24 protein-coding genes are annotated in these 24,252 nt (G+C 59.0%); 18 read left to right on the plus strand and 6 right to left on the minus strand.

Going from position 1 to position 24,252, the window contains the following annotated elements; translation table 11 throughout:
• Positions 1-10 precede the first annotated feature (10 nt).
• The 14 genes from rplF to bfr all read left to right on the plus strand — a co-directional run bounded on the left by rplF (position 11) and on the right by bfr (position 8,785).
• Positions 11-544 (plus strand): 50S ribosomal protein L6, encoded by a 534-nt coding sequence (gene rplF, locus GNF76_RS21325; protein ID WP_155585075.1) that lies wholly within the window; start codon positions 11-13, stop codon positions 542-544.
• A 10-nt stretch (positions 545-554) separates the two neighbouring features.
• The gene (gene rplR, locus GNF76_RS21330) at positions 555-905 is read left to right on the plus strand and encodes a 50S ribosomal protein L18 (protein WP_003186037.1); all 351 of its coding nucleotides are present in this window, start codon (positions 555-557) and stop codon (positions 903-905) included.
• 3 nt (positions 906-908) lie between these two features.
• Positions 909-1,409, plus strand: coding sequence for a 30S ribosomal protein S5 (gene rpsE / locus GNF76_RS21335; RefSeq protein ID WP_003186035.1), 501 nt, complete (start codon positions 909-911; stop codon positions 1,407-1,409).
• A 2-nt stretch (positions 1,410-1,411) separates the two neighbouring features.
• On the plus strand, positions 1,412-1,588 hold the full coding sequence (gene rpmD / locus GNF76_RS21340; protein WP_003186033.1) for a 50S ribosomal protein L30: 177 nt from the start codon (positions 1,412-1,414) through the stop codon (positions 1,586-1,588).
• 3 nt (positions 1,589-1,591) lie between these two features.
• On the plus strand, positions 1,592-2,029 hold the full coding sequence (gene rplO / locus GNF76_RS21345) for a 50S ribosomal protein L15 (protein ID WP_003210066.1): 438 nt from the start codon (positions 1,592-1,594) through the stop codon (positions 2,027-2,029).
• Positions 2,030-3,358: a preprotein translocase subunit SecY gene (secY, locus tag GNF76_RS21350; RefSeq protein WP_003210064.1), complete on the plus strand. Its 1,329-nt coding sequence runs from the start codon at positions 2,030-2,032 to the stop codon at positions 3,356-3,358.
• 27 nt (positions 3,359-3,385) lie between these two features.
• Positions 3,386-3,502, plus strand: a complete 117-nt coding sequence (rpmJ, locus tag GNF76_RS21355; protein ID WP_002555468.1) for a 50S ribosomal protein L36 — start codon at positions 3,386-3,388, stop codon at positions 3,500-3,502.
• A gap of 129 nt (positions 3,503-3,631) precedes the next feature.
• On the plus strand, positions 3,632-3,988 hold the full coding sequence (gene rpsM / locus GNF76_RS21360; RefSeq protein WP_155585076.1) for a 30S ribosomal protein S13: 357 nt from the start codon (positions 3,632-3,634) through the stop codon (positions 3,986-3,988).
• Positions 3,989-4,018: 30 nt separating this feature from the next.
• Complete coding sequence (rpsK, locus tag GNF76_RS21365; protein WP_002555466.1) at positions 4,019-4,408, plus strand: 30S ribosomal protein S11; 390 nt, start codon at positions 4,019-4,021, stop codon at positions 4,406-4,408.
• A gap of 18 nt (positions 4,409-4,426) precedes the next feature.
• Complete coding sequence (gene rpsD / locus GNF76_RS21370; RefSeq protein ID WP_003210056.1) at positions 4,427-5,047, plus strand: 30S ribosomal protein S4; 621 nt, start codon at positions 4,427-4,429, stop codon at positions 5,045-5,047.
• A 22-nt stretch (positions 5,048-5,069) separates the two neighbouring features.
• Positions 5,070-6,071: a DNA-directed RNA polymerase subunit alpha gene (locus tag GNF76_RS21375; RefSeq protein ID WP_003176403.1), complete on the plus strand. Its 1,002-nt coding sequence runs from the start codon at positions 5,070-5,072 to the stop codon at positions 6,069-6,071.
• Positions 6,072-6,112: 41 nt separating this feature from the next.
• Positions 6,113-6,499, plus strand: coding sequence for a 50S ribosomal protein L17 (gene rplQ / locus GNF76_RS21380; protein WP_003176402.1), 387 nt, complete (start codon positions 6,113-6,115; stop codon positions 6,497-6,499).
• Positions 6,500-6,716: 217 nt separating this feature from the next.
• The gene (locus GNF76_RS21385; RefSeq protein WP_155585077.1) at positions 6,717-8,165 is read left to right on the plus strand and encodes a catalase; all 1,449 of its coding nucleotides are present in this window, start codon (positions 6,717-6,719) and stop codon (positions 8,163-8,165) included.
• A gap of 155 nt (positions 8,166-8,320) precedes the next feature.
• Positions 8,321-8,785 carry a bacterioferritin gene (bfr, locus tag GNF76_RS21390; protein WP_071485373.1) on the plus strand — a complete coding sequence of 155 codons (465 nt, stop codon included), beginning with the start codon at positions 8,321-8,323 and terminating at the stop codon, positions 8,783-8,785.
• 67 nt (positions 8,786-8,852) lie between these two features.
• On the opposite strand, the gene uvrA is transcribed toward bfr, so the two are convergent.
• Positions 8,853-11,687: an excinuclease ABC subunit UvrA gene (uvrA, locus tag GNF76_RS21395; protein ID WP_155585078.1), complete on the minus strand. Its 2,835-nt coding sequence runs from the start codon at positions 11,685-11,687 to the stop codon at positions 8,853-8,855.
• A 178-nt stretch (positions 11,688-11,865) separates the two neighbouring features.
• Here uvrA and GNF76_RS21400 point away from each other — a divergent pair, with 178 nt between their 5' ends.
• Positions 11,866-13,260: an MFS transporter gene (locus GNF76_RS21400; RefSeq protein ID WP_155585079.1), complete on the plus strand. Its 1,395-nt coding sequence runs from the start codon at positions 11,866-11,868 to the stop codon at positions 13,258-13,260.
• A 9-nt stretch (positions 13,261-13,269) separates the two neighbouring features.
• The gene (locus GNF76_RS21405) at positions 13,270-13,785 is read left to right on the plus strand and encodes a single-stranded DNA-binding protein (protein WP_017849542.1); all 516 of its coding nucleotides are present in this window, start codon (positions 13,270-13,272) and stop codon (positions 13,783-13,785) included.
• Positions 13,786-13,871: 86 nt separating this feature from the next.
• Here the strand turns inward: GNF76_RS21405 and GNF76_RS21410 are convergent, their stop codons facing one another.
• Both GNF76_RS21410 and GNF76_RS21415 read right to left on the minus strand, forming a co-directional pair.
• Complete coding sequence (locus GNF76_RS21410) at positions 13,872-14,696, minus strand: alpha/beta fold hydrolase (RefSeq protein ID WP_155585080.1); 825 nt, start codon at positions 14,694-14,696, stop codon at positions 13,872-13,874.
• Between the two features lie 167 nt (positions 14,697-14,863).
• Positions 14,864-15,772, minus strand: coding sequence for a LysR family transcriptional regulator (locus tag GNF76_RS21415; protein WP_155585081.1), 909 nt, complete (start codon positions 15,770-15,772; stop codon positions 14,864-14,866).
• A gap of 104 nt (positions 15,773-15,876) precedes the next feature.
• Between GNF76_RS21415 and tam the strand changes: the two genes are divergently transcribed.
• Positions 15,877-16,641: a trans-aconitate 2-methyltransferase gene (gene tam, locus GNF76_RS21420; RefSeq protein ID WP_155585082.1), complete on the plus strand. Its 765-nt coding sequence runs from the start codon at positions 15,877-15,879 to the stop codon at positions 16,639-16,641.
• Positions 16,642-16,663: 22 nt separating this feature from the next.
• Here the strand turns inward: tam and GNF76_RS21425 are convergent, their stop codons facing one another.
• Positions 16,664-17,224 (minus strand): cysteine hydrolase family protein, encoded by a 561-nt coding sequence (locus tag GNF76_RS21425; RefSeq protein WP_155585083.1) that lies wholly within the window; start codon positions 17,222-17,224, stop codon positions 16,664-16,666.
• A gap of 96 nt (positions 17,225-17,320) precedes the next feature.
• On the opposite strand from GNF76_RS21425, the gene GNF76_RS21430 reads away from it, so the two are divergent.
• Positions 17,321-18,313, plus strand: a complete 993-nt coding sequence (locus tag GNF76_RS21430) for a GlxA family transcriptional regulator (RefSeq protein ID WP_155585084.1) — start codon at positions 17,321-17,323, stop codon at positions 18,311-18,313.
• Between the two features lie 17 nt (positions 18,314-18,330).
• Here the strand turns inward: GNF76_RS21430 and GNF76_RS21435 are convergent, their stop codons facing one another.
• Together GNF76_RS21435 and GNF76_RS21440 are read right to left on the minus strand one after the other, a co-directional pair.
• Positions 18,331-19,533, minus strand: coding sequence for an MFS transporter (locus tag GNF76_RS21435; protein ID WP_155585085.1), 1,203 nt, complete (start codon positions 19,531-19,533; stop codon positions 18,331-18,333).
• Between the two features lie 407 nt (positions 19,534-19,940).
• Positions 19,941-24,221 (minus strand): DEAD/DEAH box helicase, encoded by a 4,281-nt coding sequence (locus GNF76_RS21440; RefSeq protein ID WP_155585086.1) that lies wholly within the window; start codon positions 24,219-24,221, stop codon positions 19,941-19,943.
• Positions 24,222-24,252: the final 31 nt, after the last annotated feature.

Raw genomic sequence — 24,252 nt, forward strand, 5'->3', positions numbered from 1 at the left:
GGGGATAAGCATGTCACGCGTCGCTAAGAACCCCGTTAAGCTGCCAGCCGGTGTCGAAGTCAAATTCGCAGGTGGCCAGCTTTCGGTGAAGGGTGCCAAGGGCACTCTGGAACTGAACATCCATTCGTCCGTTGAGATCGTTGAAGAAGCTGGTGAGCTGCGTTTCGCTGCTCGCAATGGCGATCAACAAACTCGCGCAATGGCCGGTACCACTCGTGCGTTGGTAAACAACATGGTCCAAGGCGTAAGCCAAGGCTTCGAGCGTAAGCTCCAGCTGGTCGGTGTTGGTTACAAAGCGCAAGCAAAAGGCACGGTTTTGAACCTGGCCCTTGGCTTCTCGCACCCAGTGGATTACGAACTGCCGGAAGGCATCACCGCTGAGACCCCTAGCCAAACCGATATCCTGATCAAGGGTATTGATAAGCAGCTGGTAGGTCAGGTGGCCGCTGAGATCCGCGACTTCCGTCCACCAGAGCCGTACAAAGGCAAAGGTGTGCGCTACGCGGACGAAGTCGTCCGTCGTAAAGAAGCCAAGAAGAAGTAGGGCATAGCAAATGACCGACAAAAAAGTTACTCGACTGCGTCGCGCTCGCAAAGCACGCCTGAAAATGCACGAACTCGAAGTCGTGCGTCTCTGCGTGTTCCGCTCGTCGCAGCACATCTACGCCCAGGTCATCTCGGCCGACGGCAACAAAGTCCTGGCAAGCGCCTCGACTTTGGATAAAGAACTGCGTGATGGTGCCACTGGCAACATTGACGCGGCCACTAAGGTTGGCCAGCTGGTCGCTACGCGTGCTAAGGCCGCTGGCGTCTCGCAAGTGGCTTTCGACCGCTCTGGCTTCAAGTACCACGGTCGCGTGAAAGCGCTGGCTGATGCTGCTCGTGAAGCTGGGCTGGAGTTCTAAGTTATGTCAAATAACGACCAAAAGCGCGACGAAGGCTACATTGAGAAGCTGGTTCAAGTTAACCGCGTAGCCAAAACCGTTAAAGGCGGCCGTATCTTCACTTTCACCGCGTTGACCGTGGTAGGTGATGGTAAAGGGCGTGTTGGCTTCGGCCGTGGCAAGTCACGTGAAGTGCCTGCTGCGATCCAGAAGGCAATGGAAGCTGCTCGTCGCAACATGATCCAAGTTGATCTGAACGGCACCACTCTGCAGTACGCAATGAAGTCCGCCCATGGCGCTTCGAAGGTGTACATGCAGCCTGCTTCTGAAGGTACCGGTATCATCGCTGGCGGCGCTATGCGTGCTGTCCTCGAAGTTGCTGGCGTTCAGAACGTTCTGGCCAAGTGCTACGGCTCGACTAACCCGGTAAACGTGGTTCACGCCACTTTTAAAGGTTTGAAGGCTATGCAGTCTCCTGAATCCATTGCCGCCAAGCGTGGCAAAAGCGTCAAGGAGATCTTCTGATCATGGCTACCGTTAAAGTAACGCTGATCAAAAGCATGACCGGCCGCATCCCTAACCACAAATTGTGCGTTAAGGGTCTGGGTCTGCGTCGCATCGGTCACACTGTAGAAGTACTTGATACTCCCGAGAATCGCGGGATGATCAACAAGGCTTACTACATGCTGCGTGTCGAGGGTTAATCGATGAAACTCAATGATCTGAGTCCAGCGCCGGGTTCCCGTCGCGAAAAGCATCGTCCGGGCCGTGGTATCGGTAGTGGTTTGGGCAAGACTGGTGGCCGTGGTCACAAAGGTCAGTCCTCCCGCTCCGGTGGCACCATTGCTCCAGGCTTTGAAGGCGGTCAACAGCCGCTGCACCGTCGCCTGCCGAAGTTCGGTTTCGTTTCCCTGAAGGCCATGGACCGCGCAGAAGTGCGTCTGTCCGAGCTGGCTAAAGTGGAAGGCGACATCGTTACCGTGCAGACCCTGAAAGATGCCAACGTGATCAACGTCAACGTACAGCGTGTGAAAATCATGCTGTCCGGTGAAGTGACTCGCGCTGTCACTATCGGCAAGGGAATCGGCGCCACCAAAGGTGCGCGTTCGGCTATCGAAGCAGCTGGCGGCAAGTTCGAGGAATAAATGGCTAAGCAAGGTGCTCTCTCAGCGCTCGGCAAAGGCGGTATGTCTGAACTTTGGGCTCGTCTGCGTTTTCTGTTCCTGGCGATTATCGTCTACCGAATAGGCGCACACATCCCGGTTCCAGGTATCAACCCGGACCGACTCGCAGACCTGTTTCGACAGAATGAGGGGACCATTCTTAGCTTGTTCAACATGTTTTCCGGCGGCGCGCTGGAACGGATGAGCATTTTTGCACTGGGGATCATGCCGTACATTTCGGCATCGATCATCATGCAACTGATGACCGCCGTCAGCCCGCAGCTGGAGCAGTTGAAGAAGGAAGGTGAAGCTGGCCGTCGTAAGATAAGCCAGTACACCCGCTACGGCACTGTCATCCTCGCCCTGGTCCAAGCTATCGGCATGTCCGTTGGTCTGGCAGGGCAGGGTGTTGCGTTCACTGGTGACTTTGGCTTCCATTTCGTCGCGGTATCCACGTTTGTGGCTGGTGCGATGTTCATGATGTGGCTGGGTGAGCAGATTACTGAGCGTGGTGTTGGTAACGGTATCTCGATGTTGATTTTCGCAGGTATCGTCGCCGGTCTTCCGAGAGCGATTGGGCAGTCTTTCGAGTCTGCGCGTCAGGGTGATATCAATATCTTCGCCCTGGTTGCCATCGGTTTGCTGGCAGTAGCGATTATCGGTTTTGTGGTGTTCATTGAGCGTGGTCAGCGTCGCATTGCTGTTCACTACGCCAAGCGTCAGCAGGGCCGTAAGGTTTTTGCTGCGCAGACCAGCCACTTGCCGCTGAAAGTGAATATGGCCGGGGTTATTCCTGCTATCTTCGCGAGCAGCATTTTGCTGTTTCCGGCTTCGTTGGGTGCCTGGTTTGGTCAGTCTGAAGGTATGGGCTGGTTGCAGGACATCTCGCAGTCGATCGCTCCTGGTCAGCCGTTGAATATTCTGCTGTTTAGTGCAGGGATTATTTTCTTCTGCTTCTTCTATACGGCGTTGATGTTCAATCCGAAAGACGTAGCGGAAAACCTGAAGAAGTCCGGTGCCTTTATTCCGGGCATCCGTCCAGGTGAGCAGTCTGCGCGCTACATTGATGGCGTTCTGACTCGCTTGACCATGTTCGGTGCTCTATATATGACGGCCGTGTGCTTGCTGCCCCAGTTCCTGGTGGTTGCAGCAAACGTTCCGTTCTACCTTGGCGGGACCTCGTTGCTGATCGTGGTCGTGGTTGTGATGGACTTCATGTCCCAAGTACAATCGCACCTCGTTTCGCACCAGTACGAATCCCTGATGAAGAAAGCCAACCTGAAGGGTTACGGCAGCGGCATGTTGCGCTGAGTACCCATAAGGTTCGAGGAGTTGGTGATGAAAGTTCGTGCATCGGTGAAAAAGCTGTGCCGTAACTGCAAGATTATTCGCCGCGAAGGTGTTGTTCGAGTAATTTGCAGCGCGGAACCGCGTCACAAACAGCGCCAAGGCTGAGTGTGATCCGCTTGAAGCCCGGCAGCTAGTGCGCTGCCGGGTTGATTATTTGTTATTACAGCGATATTATCTCGCGCCCTATTTCTTGGCTTCCGGGGCGTAGGTAGCTGTCAATTGGAGTCCCACTGAATGGCCCGTATTGCAGGCGTTAACATTCCAGATAACAAGCACACTGTTATCTCGCTGACCTACATCTATGGTGTTGGTCGCACTACTGCGCAGAAGATTTGTGCAGTCACTGGGGTCAACCCAGCCGCAAAGATCAAAGATCTGAGCGACGAGCAGATTGAGCTGTTGCGTGGCGAAGTGGCGAAGTTCACCACTGAAGGTGACCTGCGTCGCGAAATCAACATGAAAATCAAGCGTTTGATGGACCTCGGTTGCTACCGTGGTCTGCGTCATCGTCGTGGTCTTCCAGTGCGCGGTCAGCGTACCAAGACTAACGCGCGTACCCGTAAAGGTCCGCGTAAGCCGATCCGCAAGTAATCGCCCACGCGAATCGACAGGAAATTAATCATGGCAAAACCTGCTGCTCGTCCTCGTAAAAAAGTTAAAAAGACAGTGGTTGATGGCATCGCCCACATCCATGCATCTTTTAACAACACAATCGTGACCATCACCGACCGTCAAGGTAACGCGCTTTCTTGGGCTACCTCCGGTGGTTCGGGTTTCCGCGGTTCCCGCAAGTCCACCCCGTTTGCTGCTCAAGTAGCTGCTGAACGTGCTGGTCAAGCTGCGCTGGAATATGGCCTGAAAAACCTCGACGTTAACGTCAAGGGTCCAGGTCCAGGTCGTGAGTCTGCTGTTCGTGCTTTGAACGGCTGTGGCTATAAGATCGCCAGCATCACCGACGTGACGCCAATCCCGCACAACGGGTGCCGTCCGCCGAAGAAGCGCCGCGTGTAATCCAGGAGATTGTAAAGAATGGCTCGTTACATTGGTCCAAAATGCAAACTCGCTCGTCGCGAAGGCACCGATCTCTTTCTGAAGAGCGGCGTGCGCGCGATCGAATCGAAGTGCAACATCGAAGCAGCACCTGGTATCCACGGCCAACGCCGCGGTCGCCAGTCCGATTACGGCACCCAACTGCGTGAAAAGCAGAAGGTCCGTCGTATCTACGGCGTTCTCGAGCGTCAATTCAGCGGCTACTACAAAGAAGCTGCTGGCAAGAAAGGTGCAACCGGTGAAAACCTGCTGCAACTGCTCGAATGCCGTCTGGACAACGTTGTATACCGTATGGGCTTTGGTTCGACTCGTGCCGAATCCCGTCAGCTGGTATCGCACAAATCCGTCAGCGTAAACGGCCAAACCGTTAACGTCCCGTCTTACCAGGTTCGTGCTGGTGACGTGGTCGCGATTCGCGAGAAAGCAAAAAACCAACTTCGCATTGTCCAAGCTCTCGATCTGTGTGCCCAACGTGGCCGCGTAGAATGGGTAGAAGTAGACACTGAGAAGAAGTCGGGCGTTTTCAAGAACGTTCCTGCTCGCAGTGATCTGTCCGCCGACATCAACGAAAGCCTGATTGTCGAGCTCTACTCCAAGTAAGGGCTAGAAAATAGGTGCATCCATGCAGATTTCGGTAAATGAGTTCCTGACACCCCGCCACATTGATGTGCAGGTTGTCAGTCCAACCCGCGCCAAGATCACACTCGAGCCTCTCGAGCGTGGTTTTGGCCACACCCTGGGCAACGCGCTGCGCCGCATCCTGTTGTCCTCAATGCCCGGCTGTGCAGTAGTCGAGGCCGAGATTGACGGTGTGCTCCACGAGTACAGCGCCATCGAAGGTGTACAGGAAGACGTAATTGAAATCCTGTTGAACCTTAAAGGTCTGGCTATCAAGCTGCACGGCCGTGACGAAGTTACGCTGACCTTGTCGAAGAAGGGTTCGGGGGTGGTTACCGCTGCCGATATTCAGCTGGATCATGATGTCGAGATCGTTAACCCCGATCACGTAATCGCTAACCTGGCGTCTAACGGCGCCCTGAACATGAAGCTCACCGTAGCTCGTGGTCGTGGTTATGAACCGGCCGACTCGCGTCAGAGCGATGAAGACGAAAGCCGCAGCATTGGTCGCTTGCAGCTTGACTCTTCGTTCAGCCCGGTTCGCCGTATCGCATACGTGGTGGAAAACGCCCGTGTCGAGCAGCGTACTAACCTGGACAAGCTGGTTATTGATCTGGAAACCAACGGTACTCTGGATCCTGAAGAGGCTATTCGCCGCGCTGCAACCATTCTGCAACAGCAGTTGGCTGCGTTCGTCGACCTCAAAGGTGACAGCGAACCAGTGGTAATCGAGCAGGAAGACGAGATCGATCCGATCCTGCTTCGCCCGGTTGACGATCTGGAACTGACTGTACGTTCGGCTAACTGCCTTAAGGCGGAAAACATTTACTACATCGGTGACCTGATTCAGCGTACCGAAGTAGAACTGTTGAAGACTCCGAACCTGGGCAAGAAATCCTTGACTGAAATCAAGGACGTTCTGGCCTCCCGCGGTCTGTCCCTCGGCATGCGCCTCGACAACTGGCCGCCTGCAAGTCTTAAGAAGGACGACAAGGCGACTGCCTGATCGTCGTAATCACCGAACGTGAGTTTGGTAAGGAATGAACCATGCGTCATCGTAAAAGTGGTCGTCACCTGAGCCGTACCAGCTCGCACCGCAAGGCCATGTTTCAAAACATGGCGGTGTCGCTGTTCGAGCACGAGCTGATCAAAACTACACTGCCGAAAGCTAAAGAACTGCGTCGCGTTGCTGAGCCGCTGATCACTTTGGCCAAGACAGACAGCCTGGCTAACCGCCGTCTGGCTTTCGACCGTACTCGTTCGAAAGCTATCGTTGGTAAGCTCTTCAACGACCTGGGCAAGCGTTACGCTACCCGTGAGGGTGGCTACCTGCGCATCCTCAAGTGCGGTTTCCGCGCTGGCGACAACGCGCCTATGGCGTACGTCGAGTTGGTTGATCGTGCTACTGCTGGCGAAGCTGTATCCGCCGAGTAAGACGTCAGTCTGAAACGAAGAACCGGGCCTAGTGCCCGGTTTTTTGTGCGCGCTCGATAAGTAAAACTCCAGGCTTTAGCTATCCGCCCGAGGAGTTCGTTAGATAATATCTATCGAAGTTCACAATTTAATGAATTTGATGGTGTCATCTTCCTGGTCAATACTCCCTCTCAGCCGATTAGCCGGCAGTTCCAAGACTGACTGAGGAAGATTGAGCATGAGCCAGAATAAAACGCTTACCACCGCCAGCGGCGCTCCCGTTGCTGATAACCAGAACTCCCGTTCCGCAGGCCCACGCGGCCCGTTGCTGCTCGACGATTTTCACCTGATCGAGAAGCTCGCCCACTTCAACCGTGAAAACATCCCTGAGCGTCGTGTGCATGCCAAAGGCTCGGGTGCTTACGGTACGTTCACTGTCTCTAAAGACATTACTCAGTACACCAGCGCCAAGTTGTTCGAGTCGGTGGGCAAGCAGACGCCGACCTTTCTGCGTTTCTCCACCGTGGGTGGCGAACGTGGTTCGGCGGATACTGAGCGCGACCCACGGGGCTTCGCCTTGAAGTTCTACACCGAAGAAGGCAATTGGGACATCGTTGGTAACAACACCCCTGTGTTCTTCATCCGTGATCCGCTGAAGTTCCCTGACTTTATCCACACCCAAAAACGCCTGCCGCAAAGCAACCTGAAAAGCGCGCAGATGATGTGGGATTTCTGGTCGCACTCTCCAGAAGCTCTGCACCAGGTCACGATCCTGTTTTCGGACCGAGGCATTCCAGACGGCTACCGCCATATGCATGGTTTCGGCAGCCACACCTACAGCCTGATCAACGCCAAGGGCGAAAGGCACTGGGTGAAGTGGCACTACAAAACCAAGCAGGGCATCAAGAACCTGGCGCCTGCTGATGCTGCGCGCCTGGCCGGTACCGATCCTGATTACGCTCAGCGCGACCTGTTTGGCGCCATCGAGCGCGGTGACTTCCCGAAATGGCGCGTCTGCATCCAGATCATGACCGAAGCTCAGGCCAACGCTCATTTCGAGAATCCCTTCGACGTGACCAAGACATGGTCGCAGAAAGAGTTCCCGCTGATCGAAGTGGGTGAGTTGGAGCTGAACCGTAACCCGCTGAACTACTTTGCGGAAGTTGAGCAAGCAGCCTTCGGTCCAAGCAACATGGTTCCAGGTGTTGGTCTGTCCCCGGATCGCATGCTGCAAGGCCGTGTGTTTGCCTACGCGGATGCTCACCGCTACCGTATCGGCACCAACCACCAGCACCTGCCGGTGAATGCGTCACGCAGCCCGGTCAACAACTACCAGCGTGATGGCTCCATGGCGTTTGGCAGTAATGGCGGTGCTGCTCCTAACTACGAGCCCAACAGCTATGCAGATGCACCGAAGGAAGCTCCGCAGTTCTCCGAGCCTCCATTGGCGTTGAGTGGCGCGGCTGATCGCTATGATCACCGTGAAGATACCGACTACTACAGCCACGCGGGTGCACTGTTCCGTCTGATGAACGATGAGCAGAAAACCCTGCTGATCAACAACATCGCCGGCGCTATGGCCGGTGTTTCCAGCGATGTGGTTCAGCGCCAGTTGCAGCACTTCGTCAAGGCAGACCCTGCTTATGGAGAAGGGATTGCAAAGGCACTGGGTGTATCGCTTAACTAACTCTAAGTGATAAGCAGAACCGCCCTCATTTGGGCGGTTTTTGCGTTATTTAAACCACTTTTCTCAGAAAATCTTCACTTTTCTGCCGTTGGTCCCGTGACCTCCGAGTCATCATGGTTCAAACTACAGTCTTTAAAGCAGGGAGATGTAGGGCGATGCAAGGTCACCCCGACGTAATCGATTACCTCAACACGTTGCTGACGGGCGAACTGGCAGCTCGTGATCAATATTTCATTCACTCGCGGATGTACGAGGATTGGGGCTTTACCGAGCTCTATGAGCGTATCAATCACGAAATGGAAGAAGAGGCGCAGCACGCCGACGCACTGATGCGCCGTATCCTGATGCTCGAAGGCACGCCACGTATGCGTCCCGACGACCTGGATACCGGCACCACGGTGCCTGAGATGCTCGCCAGCGACTTGCGCCTCGAATACAAGGTTCGTGCTGCGCTCTGCAAGGGCATCGAGCTCTGCGAGCAGCACAACGACTACGTCACGCGCGAAATTCTGCGCGTACAGTTGGCCGACACCGAAGAAGATCACACTTACTGGCTTGAAAAGCAGTTGGGTCTGATCAAGCTGATCGGCCTGGAGAATTACCTGCAATCGCAGTTCTGATTCCGCCGGCTACAAAAAAGCCCCTGTCACCGCAAAGTGACAGGGGCTTTTTCATGGCGCCGAAAAATCAGGCCTTGTCGCGAGCCAGCAACGGTTTCAAGTAGTAACCGGTGTGAGACTGCGGCATCTCTGACACTTGCTCCGGCGTACCCACGGCAATGATTTGCCCGCCTTTGGAGCCGCCTTCCGGCCCAAGATCCACCAACCAGTCGGCAGTCTTGATCACGTCCAGGTTGTGCTCGATCACCACTACGGTGTTGCCGTGGTCACGCAAGCGATGCAGAACGTCCAGTAATTGCTGGATATCGGCGAAGTGCAGGCCGGTGGTCGGTTCATCGAGGATATACAGGGTCTTGCCGGTGTCGCGCTTGGACAGCTCGCGAGACAGTTTCACCCGCTGCGCTTCACCGCCGGAGAGCGTCGTCGCCGATTGCCCGAGCTTGATGTACGACAGGCCGACATCCATCAACGTTTGCAGCTTGCGCGCCAGTGCCGGGACTGCATCGAAGAACACTCGCGCCTCCTCGATGGTCATCTCGAGGGTTTCGTGGATGCTCTTGCCCTTGTACTTGATCTCAAGGGTTTCACGGTTGTAGCGCTTGCTCTTGCACACGTCGCATGGCACGTAGATATCCGGCAGAAAGTGCATCTCTACCTTGATCAAGCCATCGCCCTGACAAGCCTCGCAGCGCCCGCCCTTGACGTTGAAGGAGAACCGTCCAGGGCCGTAGCCACGGGAGCGAGACTCCGGCACGCCAGCGAACAACTCACGAATCGGCGTGAACAGCCCGGTATAGGTCGCCGGGTTGGAGCGTGGCGTGCGGCCAATCGGGCTCTGGTCGATGTCGACCACCTTGTCCAGGTGCTCCAGGCCCTTGATGCTGTCGTGGGCGGCAGCTTCCAGGGTGGTTGCACCGTTCAACGCGGTGGCGCTGAGGGGAAACAGTGTGTTGTTGATCAGTGTCGACTTGCCGGAGCCGGATACACCGGTCACACAGGTCAGCAGTCCCAGCGGAATCTCCAGGTCAACGTTGCGCAGATTGTTGCCACGCGCGCCCTTGAGGTGCAGCGCCATCTTCTTGTTGCGCGGAGTTCGCTTGGCCGGCACTGCGATCTTTACGCGTCCCGACAAGTATTTGCCGGTCAGCGAATCAGGATGCGCCATGACTTCAGCCGGTGTGCCCTCAGCAACAATATGTCCACCGTGCACGCCCGCGCCCGGGCCGATGTCGACCACGTAGTCCGCCAGGCGAATCGCGTCTTCATCGTGCTCGACCACGATCACCGTGTTGCCGATGTCCCGCAGGTGCTTCAGTGTGCCGAGCAGGCGGTCGTTGTCCCGTTGATGCAGGCCAATGGACGGCTCATCAAGGATGTACAACACCCCGACCAGGCCGGCGCCTATCTGGCTGGCCAGGCGAATCCGCTGCGCCTCGCCACCGGAAAGGGTGTCCGCGCTGCGGTCCAGCGACAGATAGTCGAGGCCGACGTTGACCAGGAACTGCAGGCGCTCACGGATTTCCTTGAGGATCTTGTCGGCAATTTCCCCTCGGCGCCCAGTCAGTTTCAACGTGCCAAAGTATTCGCAGGCATCGCCAATCGGCAGGTTGGTCACCGCCGGCAGCGTTTTCTCACCCACCCAGACATGACGCGCTTCGCGACGCAGACGAGTGCCACGGCAATCCGGGCATGGCTGGGTACTGAGGAACTTGGCCAGTTCTTCACGCACGCTGGCCGACTCGGTTTCGCGGTAGCGACGTTCCAGGTTCGGCACGATGCCTTCGAACGGGTGGGAGCGTTTGACGATATCGCCACGATCGTTCAGGTATTTGAAGTCGACGTTCTGCGAGCCGCTGCCGTGCAGGATGACTTTTTGTTGCTCGGCCGGTAGCTCGTTGAACGGCACTTCCAGGCTGAACTTATAGTGCGACGCCAAGGAACCGAGCATCTGGAAGTAATAGACGTTGCGCCTGTCCCAGCCTCGTATCGCGCCTTCTGCCAGTGTCAGGTCGCCATTGACCAGACGCTTGATATCGAAGAACTGCTTCACACCCAGGCCATCGCAGGTCGGGCAGGCGCCGGCCGGGTTGTTGAAGGAGAACAGCTTGGGTTCCAGCTCGCTGATGGCATGGCCACAGATCGGGCAGGCGAAGCGTGCGGAGAAGATGATTTCTTCGCCGGGCTCGTCGTCCATAGGCGCCACCAGGGCGATGCCGTCTGCCAGCTTCAATGCGGTCTCGAACGACTCCGCCAGGCGTTGTTGCAGGTCGGCGCGCACCTTGAAACGGTCGACTACCACGTCAATGGAGTGCTTCTTCTGCTTGTCGAGCTTGGGCGCTTCGTCCAACTCGTAGAGCTTGCCGTTGATCCGTGCGCGGACGAAACCCTGGGCGCGCAGTTCTTCAAAGACGGAAAGGTGCTCGCCCTTGCGCTCGCGAATCACCGGGGCCAGCAGCATCAGCTTGGCGCCTTCCGGCTGGGCCAGCACCAGGTCGACCATCTGGCTGACGGTCTGGGCTTCCAGCGGAATGTCGTGATCCGGGCAGCGAGGAATACCGACGCGGGCGTACAGCAGGCGCAGGTAGTCGTAGATCTCGGTAATGGTGCCCACGGTAGAGCGCGGGTTGTGGGACGTCGATTTCTGCTCGATGGAAATCGCCGGCGACAGGCCTTCAATGGTGTCGACGTCGGGCTTTTCCATCATCGACAGAAATTGCCGGGCGTAGGCCGACAGCGACTCCACATAACGACGCTGGCCTTCGGCATACAACGTGTCAAAGGCCAGGGACGACTTGCCGGACCCGGACAAGCCGGTGATGACGATCAGCTTGTCCCGGGGCAGGGTCAGGTCGATGTTCTTCAGGTTGTGGGTTCGAGCCCCACGAATCAGGATCTTGTCCAAGATGGCCTCGCACGGCGGGCGTAAATAATGCAGGAGTATACGGCTAAAGACTGGATGAATATACACTGTCAAGTGGCCGGGTGCAGCCTTAGATGAAAGCTGCGCGGCAAAGCGCCGCATATACCCTCTCAATCGATGGGACTGGTAGAATCGCCGCCGGTTCACACGAGGTTTTTCCATGCACGATCCCCACAGCGAACGCATGAGTGGCAGCGAGACCCGCGCGGCAAGCGGTCTGGCCCTGGTGTTCGCGTTCCGTATGCTAGGCATGTTTATGGTGTTGCCGGTCCTGGCGACCTATGGAATGGATCTCGCAGGAGCGACCCCCGCACTGATCGGCCTGGCGATTGGTGCCTATGGCCTGACCCAGGCGATTTTCCAGATCCCGTTCGGGATCATTTCCGACCGCATTGGCCGCCGCCCGGTTATTTACCTGGGGCTGATCGTCTTCGCCCTCGGCAGTGTGTTGGCTGCCAATGCCGATTCGATCTGGGGCGTGATCGCAGGACGAGTCCTGCAAGGCGCCGGGGCGATTTCTGCGGCGGTCATGGCACTGCTTTCCGACCTGACCCGCGAACAGCACCGTACCAAGGCCATGGCAATGATCGGCATGACCATCGGCCTGTCATTCGCCGTGGCGATGGTGGTAGGCCCGCTACTGACTCGCGCGTTTGGCTTGCACGGCTTGTTCCTGGCCACCGGCGGCATGGCGCTATTCGGCATCCTGGTCGTTGCCTTTATGGTGCCGCACTCCACCGGGCCGTTGCAGCACCGTGAGTCGGGCGTGGCGCGCCAAGCCTTGTTGCCAACCCTCAAGCATCCGGACTTGTTGCGCCTGGATTTAGGTATCTTCGTATTGCACGCGATGCTGATGTGCAGCTTCGTTGCCTTGCCCCTGGCCCTGGTGCAAAAAGCCGGGTTGCCCAAGGAACAGCACTGGTGGGTGTACCTCACTGCGTTGCTGATTTCGTTCTTCGCCATGATCCCGTTCATCATCTATGGCGAAAAGAAACGCAAAATGAAACGAGTTCTGCTGGGCGCCGTCGCGACACTGATGCTCACTGAGCTATTCTTCTGGCAGTTCGGCGACAGCCTGCGGGCACTGGTAATCGGCACGGTGGTGTTTTTCACCGCGTTCAACCTGCTGGAGGCTTCGTTGCCTTCGCTGATCAGTAAAGTTTCACCGGCCGGCGGCAAGGGCACGGCGATGGGGGTGTATTCCACCAGCCAGTTCCTCGGTTCGGCGCTGGGCGGGATCATGGGCGGCTGGATGTTCCAGCATGGCGGTTTGTCGGTTGTGTTCCTTGGATGCGCGGGGCTGGCTGCACTTTGGCTAGCCTTTGCTGTTACCATGCGCGAACCTCCCTACGTTACGAGTCTGCGCTTGCCGCTATCGCCCGAAGCGATTCGTGAAGCTGGTCTGGTAGAGCGCCTGAAGGCCGTCGTTGGGGTAACGGATGCAGTCGTGGTGGCTGAAGAAGCCGCCATTTACATCAAATTGGACACCGAATTATTGGATCGCGCGACGCTCGAGCAACTGGTCAATCCAGTGCCGACAGCGCGCCCAGCCTAGGAGAACGTTATGGCCCGTGGGGTTAACAAAGTCATATTGGTCGGTACTTGCGGCCAGGATCCCGAAGTTCGCTACTTGCCTAACGGTAACGCCGTGACCAACCTGAGTCTGGCGACCAGCGAACAGTGGACCGACAAGCAAACCGGCCAGAAGGTCGAGAAAACCGAATGGCACCGTGTGTCGATGTTCGGCAAGGTTGCCGAGATCGCCGGTGAGTACCTGCGCAAAGGTTCGCAGGTCTACATCGAAGGCAAACTGCAAACCCGCGAGTGGGAAAAAGACGGTATCAAGCGTTACACCACCGAAATCGTGGTCGACATGCAAGGCACGATGCAACTGCTGGGCGGCCGTCCACAGGGCGACCAACAGGGCCAGGGCGGCATGTCCAACTCGGCGCCGCGTCCACAGCAGTCCCGTCCGCAGCCAAGCCAGCAGCCACAGCGTGAGTCGCGTCCAGCGCCACAGCAGGCCGCGCCGCAGCCGGCAGCAGACTTCGACAGCTTTGATGACGATATCCCGTTCTAACTAGCAGTCTTTAATCCTAAGCTGCAGGCAGAAAAAAGCCCGCGCCGCCGACAAGGCCGCGCGGGCTTTTTACGACTGCTCAGTACTTAAAGCTGTGCAAAGCGCAGCATATCAGCGTTGACCCGTTGTTTATGTGTATCCGTTAACCCATGGGGAGCCCCTGTATATATCAGCAATTCTGCGTGAGGGATCAAGCGTTTGCTCTCGAGGGCTGAGGCGCGGATAGGTACGATTTGATCGTCACCGCCGTGGAGGATGAGGGTGGGTATATTGAAGTGCTTCAAATCCTCTCGAAAGTCGGTTTCCGAGAATGCCCTGATGCTATCAAAGGTGTTTTTATGGCCTCCCATCACACCCTGCATCCAGAATGAATTGATCAGGCCTTGTGACGGGACGGTACCTTGACGGTTAAAACCAAAGAAGGGGCCGCTGGCCAGATCCAGATAGAGCTGGGAGCGATTGGCAATCGAGTCTGCACGCATCCCGTTGAAGACCTCAATAGGCGTTCCTTCGGGGTTGCTATCGGTTTTCAGCATCAGGGGTGTCACCGCGCAGATCAGCCCTGTCTTGGCCACTCGTGCTGTGCCATGGCGGGCAATATAGCGTGCGACTTCACCTCCTCCGGTGGAGAAACCGAAGAGAATCGCGTCCGTCAGGTCCAAATGCTCGATCAACTCGGCCAGGTCGTCGGCGTAGTGGTCCATGTCATTGCCGTCCCAGGGTTGGCTAGACCGGCCATGGCCTCGGCGGTCGTGTGCTATGGCACGAAAACCGTTGTTGGCGAAGTGCAGCATCTGGGATTCCCAGCTGTCGCTGTTCAACGGCCAACCATGGCAGAACACCACCGGCTGGCCAGTGCCCCAGTCCTTGTAGTAAAGGTCGTTTCCTTCGCGTGTTTTCAGAAAAGGCATGAGGCATCTCCCATTGACGTGAGTACGGGTGAGTTTTCGTGGCGGATGGCCAGAAAATCGTCCGTGGACACTGCGCTGGCACATGCATCATGGATCAGCAGATAGACTGCTCTGCTGCTGACCCAAACTGACTTTAGCTCGGTTTGGCGCAAGCTGTAGGCGAGGTGCTAAGCCTCTGTAGAGGCTGTCGTCGTCACCAACTTGCGAAACTGATCCAGTACTGATGAAGTATCGCCAATGCGCGTAGCCAGATGCAGCGGCGCAACCAGGCTGCGACACTCCGAAAGCTCCCGATAAACAATGCCATCGCCACGAAGCCGTTGCATGGACGAAGGCACGATCGACACTCCAAGTCCCGCCGCCACCAGGCTTAAGGTGGCCGTCATGCGTGGTGCCTCCTGAACCACCTGCGGGCTGAACCCCGCCTCGCGGCAGGCCACGAGAATCGCGTCATACAAACCCAGTCCCACACGACGGCGATACAGCACAAAAGCCTCTGTCGCCAAGTTTGCCAACGGCAGCGGCGTTGTGGGATCCATGGCCAGCGGATGATCGGTGGGCAACGCCAGCAGCATCGGCTCCACCAGGATCGGTTCATCCTGCAAGGCTTGAGCACCACTCAGCGGTGAACGAATAAACGCCGCATCGAGTTTTTCATGGAGCAGCGCATCCAGCAGTTCGCCGGTACCGGCCTCTTCCAGTACCACCGAAACACCCACGAAGGTTTCCCGAAACAGACGCAACACGCTGGGAACAAAGGGATGCAACGCTGCGGAACTGGTAAAGCCGATGGCCAGCCGGCCCCGTTCACCGCGAGCCGCCCGGCGCACTACCTCCGCTACACCATCGACCTGGGCCAGAATTCCCCGGGCCTCATCCAGCAACGCAAGGCCGGCCGTGGTGGGGCGCACGCCTCGTGGCAGGCGCTCCATCAGCATCACGCCCAATTCGGCTTCCAGGCTTTGCAGCAGACGGGTCAAGGGCGGCTGTTGCATGCCCAGGCGCTCGGCGGCACGGGTGATATAGCCTTCTTCAGCGATGGCCACGAAGGCTTTGAGTTGTCGAAGTTCCAGCATTGGAATACTTCTCAGGTATGGGAGTTACTCAATCCTGGCATTTGTTCTCATGGCTCACAAGATTTAGGCTGTCTCCAACCCCTCAAAGAAGAAGGAATGCCGTGATGACCTGGTCAGCCAAGCAGTATTCGATGTTTGAACAGCAGCGTACGCGCCCCGTCCGGGATCTGGTCGCGGCGATTCCGGATGCGGATGTACGTACCGCCGTCGATCTGGGGTGTGGCCCCGGCAATTCCACTGAAGTCTTGGCCGAGCGCTTCCCGCACGCCACGGTGACGGGCATGGACAGCTCCGACGACATGGTGGCCAACGCCCGGGAACGTTTGCCGGCGCTGAATTTCGAGCTGGCCGACATCGGTGCCTGGCACCCGACACAGACATTCGATGTGATCCTGGCCAATGCGTCGCTGCAATGGTTGCCGGATCACGCCACGCTCTACCCGCATCTGGTGCATCAGCTGACGTCCGGCGGAACCCTGGCGGTGCAGACCCCGGACAACCTCGATGAGCCTGCCCACAGATTGGCCCGGGAAGTCGCGGCGCATGGCCCATGGGCAAGCAAGATCGGTGCGGTCAAACACAATGAGCGCCATACGGCGAGCGTGTATTACGAAATGCTGAGCAAGCATTGCAGCACCGTCGATGTATGGCGTACCACTTACCATCACCCATTGGCCGGCGGTCATGCCGCAGTGGTTGAGTGGTTCAAGGGCTCGGCACTGCGGCCGTTCCTGGCGCCACTGGATGACACCGAGAAGGCAGCCTTCCTTGAAGCCTACCTGGCGCGGATCAGCCAGGCATATCCAGCCTTGGCCGATGGCACGGTACTGTTGCCGTTTCCGCGCCTGTTCATCATCGCCACACGATAGTCATCAGCCGATCAAGTGGCGGTCACGCCGCCACTTGAGTCTTCAAGAATTCGTCTGCCGACACCACGCTGGCATAAGCAAACCCCAGTGATGACATAAACGCTGCATGTACCTGGGCCGCCGGCACGGTAGTGCCATTGAACTCCAGGTCCCGCGTGGCGCAGGCGTCGTGGATCACGGTGACGGTATATCCCATATCCGCTGCTGCACGGACGACACCGTCGACGCACATATGGCTCATGCTGCCGACCACCACCAAGTGAGTCACGCTGCGCTGTTCCAGCAGCATCCGCAGGTTGGTTTCGCGAAACGCATTGACGAAGTGCTTGAGCACCACCGGCTCGTCGTCTTGGTTAAGCACTTTAGGGTGCAAGTGTGCACCTTCGGAACCAGGGGCAAAGAAGGGGGCATCGTCGGCGGTGAACTCGTGGCGAATGTGGATAACCGAGTCGCCGGCTTGGCGAAAGGCCTGCAGCACCTGAACCGCTTTATCTGCCGCTGCGTCCACACCATTAAGGGGCCATTTACCCTGGGGGAAGTAGTCATTCTGGATATCGACTAGGATGAGCGCTTGCTGGGTCATGATTGTTCCCTCGTGAATAATTGAGGTGTCCAGTATCGTGGCTGGCGCGCGGTCTGGGGATTGGCGGCACCGACAATAGCAGGGGGAAAACTGACAATGGTGTTACAGCGTACAGTCGTCGAGCTGGGCATCCTGATCTACAGCGGGGCGCAGATGGCTGCTGTGCATGGTTTGACTGATCTGTTCGGTGTGGCCAATCGCATCGCCGCGGAGCATCAGTCGGGGCAACTACCGGTACTGCGTCTCAGCCATTGGCGGGCCGATGCCGACGAGGCCCCGAACCGGGTGTTCGACAGCCTGCCTGGCACTGAGCAGCCCCTCGTAGCCCTGCTGATTCCTCCCTCCATTGCCGGCTTTTCCGAAGGCCAGGCATCCGAGGCTCTGCTTGACTGGCTTCGTCGATTGCACCGCGCCGGTACGGTGCTGGGCGGTGTGTGTGTCGGTTCAATCCTGTTGGCTGAAAGCGGCTTGCTGGACGGTCGCAGCGCCACCACCCATTGGACGTCGGCCACCTCCTTCAGCGCCCGCTACCCGGCGATCAAGTTGGAAGCTGACAAGCCGATCGTCGACGACGGCGACCTGATCACCACCGCCGGGCTCATGGCCTGGTCCGAGCTGGGTTTGCGCGTAGTGGACCGTCTGCTTGGTCCGAGCATCGCCGCCAGCACCGCGCGTTTTCTCGTGATCGAACACAGCGACAGCGCGAGCGAATGTGGGAGTAATTTCGCGCCGATCCTCAGCCACGGCGATGCCGCGATCCTCAAGGTTCAGCACTGGCTGCAGGCCAGCGGTGCGGTGGATGTTTCATTGGCGGCGATGGCCCAGATCGCGGGCCTTGAGGAGCGTACTTTTCTGCGGCGCTTTCGCAGCGCCACCGGGTTGAAACCCACCGAATACTGTCAGCATCTGCGGGTCGGTAAGGCGCGGCAGCGGTTGGAGTTTACCAACGACACCATTGATCACATTGCCTGGACCGTGGGTTATCAGGACCCCAAAGCTTTTCGCGCAATCTTCAAGAAAATCACTGGGCTTGCGCCCAGTGATTACCGCAGCCGCTTTGGTGTGAACCCCGCCAAGGCACAGGTCTGACGCAGAGGGCTCCGGAATCAGTGCCCGGCCACCACCCGAGTCGAGCTCTCGGCATACACTGGGCCCAACCGATCCAGGCGACCGCTCCAGGCAGTCAGCGCCAACGCCACCAGCACCACCGAGCCACCTATCCACGCGGTGTGGATCAAACCCATGTGAGCGACAATCAGCCCACCGGCCCAGGCGCCGCCGGCGATTCCGAGGTTGAAGGCAGCGATGTTCAGGCCGGACGCCACGTCCACCGCGTTCGGCGTGTGATGTTCGGCCTGACGCACCACATACACCTGCAAGCCCGGCACGTTGCCAAAGGCGACCGCGCCCCAGACCAGTACCGTGGCGAGGGCCAGCCATGGGTTGCCGGCGGTCAGGGTCAGGATGAACAGCACGGCGGCGAGCAGGGCGAAGATGATTTTCAGCGCGCTGATGGGGCCGCGCTTGTCGGCCAGCTTGCCGCCCCAGATATTCCCGGCAGCCACCGAGATACCGTAGACCAGCAACACCAGGCTGACGGTGCCGGCGCTGAAGCCCGAGATGTCCTGAAGGATCGGTGCCAGGTAGGTAAACGCGATAAACGAGCCGCCGTAGCCGATGGCGGTCATCGCATACACCAGCAGCAAACGCGGCTGTTTCAGCACTTGCAGCTGTTGGAGTAACGACGCCGGTTTGCTGTGAGCGATGTTATTCGGCACATAGATCAGGCTACCGATAAACGCGATCACACCCAGGACCGAAACGGCGAGGAAGGTTTCGCGCCAGCCGAAGTGCTGGCCGATAAACGTCCCCAGAGGTACGCCGGTGACCAGGGCCACGGTGAGGCCGGTGAACATGATCGCAATCGCGCTGGCGGCTTTTTCCTTGGGCACAAGGCTAGTGGCGATGGTCGATCCGATGGAGAAAAACACCCCATGGGCCAGGCCGGTGACGATCCGAGCCAGCACCAGGGATTCATAACTCGGTGCCTGCCAGGCCAGCAAGTTGCCGAGGGTGAACAACACCATCAGCGACAACAGCAGCAACTTGCGCGGCACTTTGCCGGTCAGAGCGGTGAGCACCGGGGCGCCGATGGCAACGCCCAAGGCGTAGAGGCTGACCAGCAGGCCGGCGGATGGCAGGTTGACCCCAAGGTCGGCACCGATGGTGGGTAACAGGCCAACGATGACGAACTCGGTCGTCCCGATGGCAAAAGCGCTGAGGGTCAGCGCCAGCAAGGCAATGGGCATGGCTGCAACTCCGGTGGGTTTCAATCAGGAGCGCAGTGTCGAGGTTGGGTTTGTGTAGAAAAAGCCAGGTATTGGCATTTGATATTTGCCTGGAACGCACGTATCGAGGATTAATCTGGTGCCCTGCACGATTCCGGCATCGTTAGGTCGAGCGCTGGCGCTGTAGATTTTGTGTCACCTGGCCGGCCTCATCGCGGCATAGGTATCTACACATCTTTTGAATCCTGCGAAAACCCTGTAGCCGCTGCCGAGGTACGAGGCTGCGATGGGCCGCGAAGAGGCCCCAAGGCGGTCCTGCGGCCCGCATCGCAGCCTCGTGCCTCGGCAGCGGCTACAGAAAGTCAGGCACCTGCGCAATTGTGTAGATACCTACTGCTGCAATAGCGCCAGTACAGGCAACTCAAGCGTCAGTGCCTGATCAGTTTTTCCCGCACCCACCCCGCCGCTTGTTGATCCAGCTCCAGCAACACCTGCTGTTTGCCGGCAATCTCTACCGCCGCCAGTAAGCCATCGCGGTACACCAACCGATTACCGCTCAGCGCCGGCACCTTGGCGCCCGGCAGCAGCGTGCCCACCAGATTCAGCGGATCGGCCCCACACACCGCAATCAAACTGCCGTCATGGGGGCGGCGTCGAACTTCGCGCAGCAGTGGGATTGCTTCCGGCAGGGCGAACTGCTCACCCGCTAGGCCACTGACAAACCGTCCACCGCGAATCTCGCCCCGCGCCTCCAGCCGATGGAAGGTGCGCAGCAATTCCCGCCAACTGGGCAACCAATCCGCCTCGCGCTCCAGCAGGCGCCAGAACACCACGCCGTAGCGACGCAGCAGTGTCATCGCCACATGCTCCAGGGTCTCGGCCGAGTGCGCCGCCGGACGTGTACCGTCGGTTACCGGTGCTCGCCGCACCAGCGCCCAACGCCCGGCATCGTCCATCCCGCCGATAAACGCCCCGCGCCCACGTCGACTGCTGCGGGCCTGGCGTTTACTCGCCGGTGTGGTCAGCGCGCGCAGCCCGGCGAAGCTGTCGGCGTTCACTAACCCGGCGCCTACCAGTTCCTGCAAAGCGGTTTCCAGCTCACTGCGTAATAGGTGGGCTTCGTGGATCAGTTCATCGAAAAACAATGCGCCGTGGTCACGCAAGGCTTGATGGACTTTCTGCGCCTTGGGCGATAACTCCAGGCTGTCAGCTGCCTCGGTCAACCCACTCCACAACGCCACTTGGCTACGAGGCAGCAGCACCACCGGCGTACTGCGCAGTGCAATGGTGCTGGCCTTGGCGCTGAGACGAATCCACACCAGCTTGCCGCTGCGACACAACTCGTCCAGCCAGCTTGGCGAGTAGTCCTTGATCCGCGCACTGAGCAAATCACTGTCCCACGCCGACGTGGCGGCGGGGTACCCCTCGAACTGGCTGACGACCTGCGCCAACACCGCGCTGCCCTGGCCCCGCGTGCCCTCGGACAGGTGCTGCCAATCGAACAGAAAACGCATGAAGTCCTGCAACGCCACCGGCTCGATTTCCCGGCGCAGGCGCTTGACCGTGTAGCGATGAATCCGCGCCAGCAGATGCCGCTCGCACCATTGTTCTTCGCGCGCGCCCGGGCTGAACTGCCCGCGCAGCACATAGCCTTCGCGCTCCAGTTGCGCCAAGGCCTGGGTCACCGCAGGCACTGGCAATGCCAAGGGCGTGGCGATTTCGATCAGGGTCAACGGGCCAAATCCGCCGAGCCGTGCCCGCAGCACTTCCACCATGGCTTCGTCAAAGGCCCAGGGCTCATCGAAACCGGGTAACAACGGCAGATCGTTCGGGTAGATCGCCTGTAAACAACTCAAACGCTCCAACGCGACCCACACCGCTTGCCCGGCGCGGATCTGCAAACGACTGGCGCGTCCGCTGTCGGCCAGGTACTGCAGCCATTCGCTCCATTGTGGGGTGACCTCGGCGTCGGCGATGCACGCCAGGCTCATCAAGGCCTCATGCATCTCATCCAAACCATTGGGCGCCGGCCAGGCTTCTTCGCGTACCCCGGCGATGGCGTCGGCATCCAGCGCGCCGAGGTCATCAGTGCTGTGTGGGTCGCTCCAGCGCCGATTGAGCACGGCCTGGGTGCGGCGCTCTTCAAGTGGAGCATCATCGAGAAAGGTGTAGGGGCGAGCGCTGAGAATTTCCGCCGCCAGCGGCGAGGGGGCCGGCAGGTCTCGGCTGATCAGACGAATCTCGCCACGCTCCATACGGCGCAGCAGGGCCAGCCAGCCTTTGCTGTCCATGGCTTCGTGCAGGCAGTCATCGAGGGTTTGCTCTACCAGTGGGTGATCGGGTATTTCCCGCTCGCCGGCGAGGTTCTCCAGGCAGGCAATCTGGTCGGGGAAAACGCTGGCGATCAGGTCTTCACTTTTCATCCGCTGGATCTGCGGCGCTACCTTGCGCCCGCCGCTGTAACGCGGCAACGCCAGGGCCACTCCGGCATTCCAGCGCCAGCGCACGCCAAACAATGGCGCCTCCAGCAAGGCCTGAATCAGGATGTGTTCGGCGCTGTTGCTGTGCAGGTAGCGCCACACATCATCCAGTTCAAAGCTGTGGCTGGTAGACAGCGACAGCACGATAGCGTCCTCGCTGGCGGCGGCTTGCAACTCGAAGTTGAACGTGCGGCAAAAGCGCTTGCGCAGAGCCAGGCCCCAGGCGCGGTTGATGCGGCTGCCGAACGGCGTGTGGATGATCAGTTGGGTGCCGCCGGACTCGTCGAAAAACCGCTCCATGATCAGCGTGTCCTGGGACGGCAAGGCACTCAACGCCAGCCGCGCTCGCGCCAGGTAGTCCACCAGTTGTTCGGCGCTGGCCAGGTTCAGCCCTAGGGTGTCCGTCAGCCAGTCGAGGGCCGGTTGCAGATCACCGGGTGTGGCGGCCAGCAGCTCATCCAGTTGCCCATGCAGCCGCGCCACGGCAAACGACAACTCGGTGCTGCGCCCCGGTGCTTCACCGAGCCAGAACGGAATGGTCGGCGGCTGTCCGTGGGCGTCCTCGACCCGTACCTTGCCGGTTTCCACCCGCAGGATGCGATACGAGGTATTGCCCAGTTGGAAGATATCCCCGGCGATGCTCTCCACGGCGAAGTCTTCATGCACGCTGCCGATGTTCAGGCTTTGCGGTTCCAGCAGCACGCTGTAGTCGGCGTTGTCGGGGATGGTGCCGCCGCTGGTCACGGCCGTCAGCTTGGCGCCCCGGCGACCGCGCAGGGTGCGGGTCAGGGCGTCGCGATGCAAGTAGGCGCTGCGGATGCCTTGGCGTCCGTTGTAGCCTTCGGCGAGCATGCGCAGCAGCGCCTGGTAATGACCATCGTCCAACTCGGCATAGGGCGCAGCGCGCTGGATCAAAGCGAGCAGCGCTTGCTCCTGCCATTCCTGGCAGCTGACTTCGGCGATGATCTGCTGGGCCAGCACGTCCAAGGGGGCGACGGGGATCAGCAAGGTGTCCAGTTCACCTCGGCGTACGCAGTCGAGCAGGGCGGTGCATTCGATCAGATCATCGCGGGTAGTGGCGAACAAGCGGCCCTTGGGTGTGCCGCCGACCTGGTGCCCGGAGCGACCGACCCGTTGCAAAAAACCATTGATGGAGCCGGGCGAACCGATCTGGCATACCAGGTCGACTTCACCGATATCAATCCCCAGTTCCAGCGACGCGGTGGCGATCAGCACTTGCAGCGCGCCGCTTTTAAGCCGTTGTTCGGCGTCCAGGCGTAACTCCTTGGCCAGGCTGCCGTGGTGGGCGGCCACGGCCTCCTTGCCCAGGCGTTCGCTCAGGTGCCGGGCCAGGCGTTCGGCCAGGCGCCGGGTGTTGACGAAAATCAGCGTGGTGCGGTGGGCGCGGGCCAGTTCGGCGAGGCGGTCGTAGACCAAATCCCATACATCATTGGCCATCACCGCCGACAGCGGCACGGGCGGTACTTCGATGTCCAAATCTCGAGGTCGGGCGTGGCCGATGTCGACTATTTCGCAGGGGCGGTCGGTGCCCACCAGAAAACGCGACACGGCTTCGATGGGCTTTTGTGTAGCCGACAGACCGATGCGGGTCAGCGGCTCGCCGCACAGTCCCTGCAAACGCTCCAGGCTGAGGGCCAGATGACTGCCGCGCTTGCTGGCAGCGATAGCGTGGATTTCATCGACGATGACCGTGCGGGTGCTGGCGAGCATCTGGCGGCCCGAGTCCGAACCCAGCAGCACGTAGAGCGATTCCGGAGTGGTCACCAGGATATGCGGCGACTTTTTGCGCATCAGCGCGCGGTCTTTTTGCGGGGTATCGCCGGTGCGCACGGCGGTGCGGATCTCCAGTGGCGGCAGGCCCAGGCGTTGCAGGTGCTCGGTGATGCCGGCCAGCGGGTTTTGCAGGTTGATCTGGATATCGTTGGACAGCGCCTTGAGGGGCGAGACGTAGACCACTTGGGTCTGCTCTGGCAACTGGCCTCCATTGGCCAGGCCTTGATGCACCAGATCGTCCAACACGGCGAGGAAGGCCGTCAGGGTCTTGCCCGAACCGGTGGGCGCGGCGATCAGGGTCGAGCAACGCTGGCGAATTAATGGCCACGCCTGGGCCTGGGCGCGGGTCACCGAGGGGAATGTGCTACGGAACCAGGCACTGACGGCGGGGTGGAAGCCCTTCAATACCGTGTCCGTGGATTCAGGAAGGTTCATGGGACAATTTATGCGTCCGGCCGGGGCAAGT

Origin of the sequence: Pseudomonas spelaei (assembly GCF_009724245.1) — a bacterium.
In the GTDB taxonomy this organism is placed as follows: Bacteria; Pseudomonadota; Gammaproteobacteria; order Pseudomonadales; family Pseudomonadaceae; genus Aquipseudomonas; species Aquipseudomonas spelaei.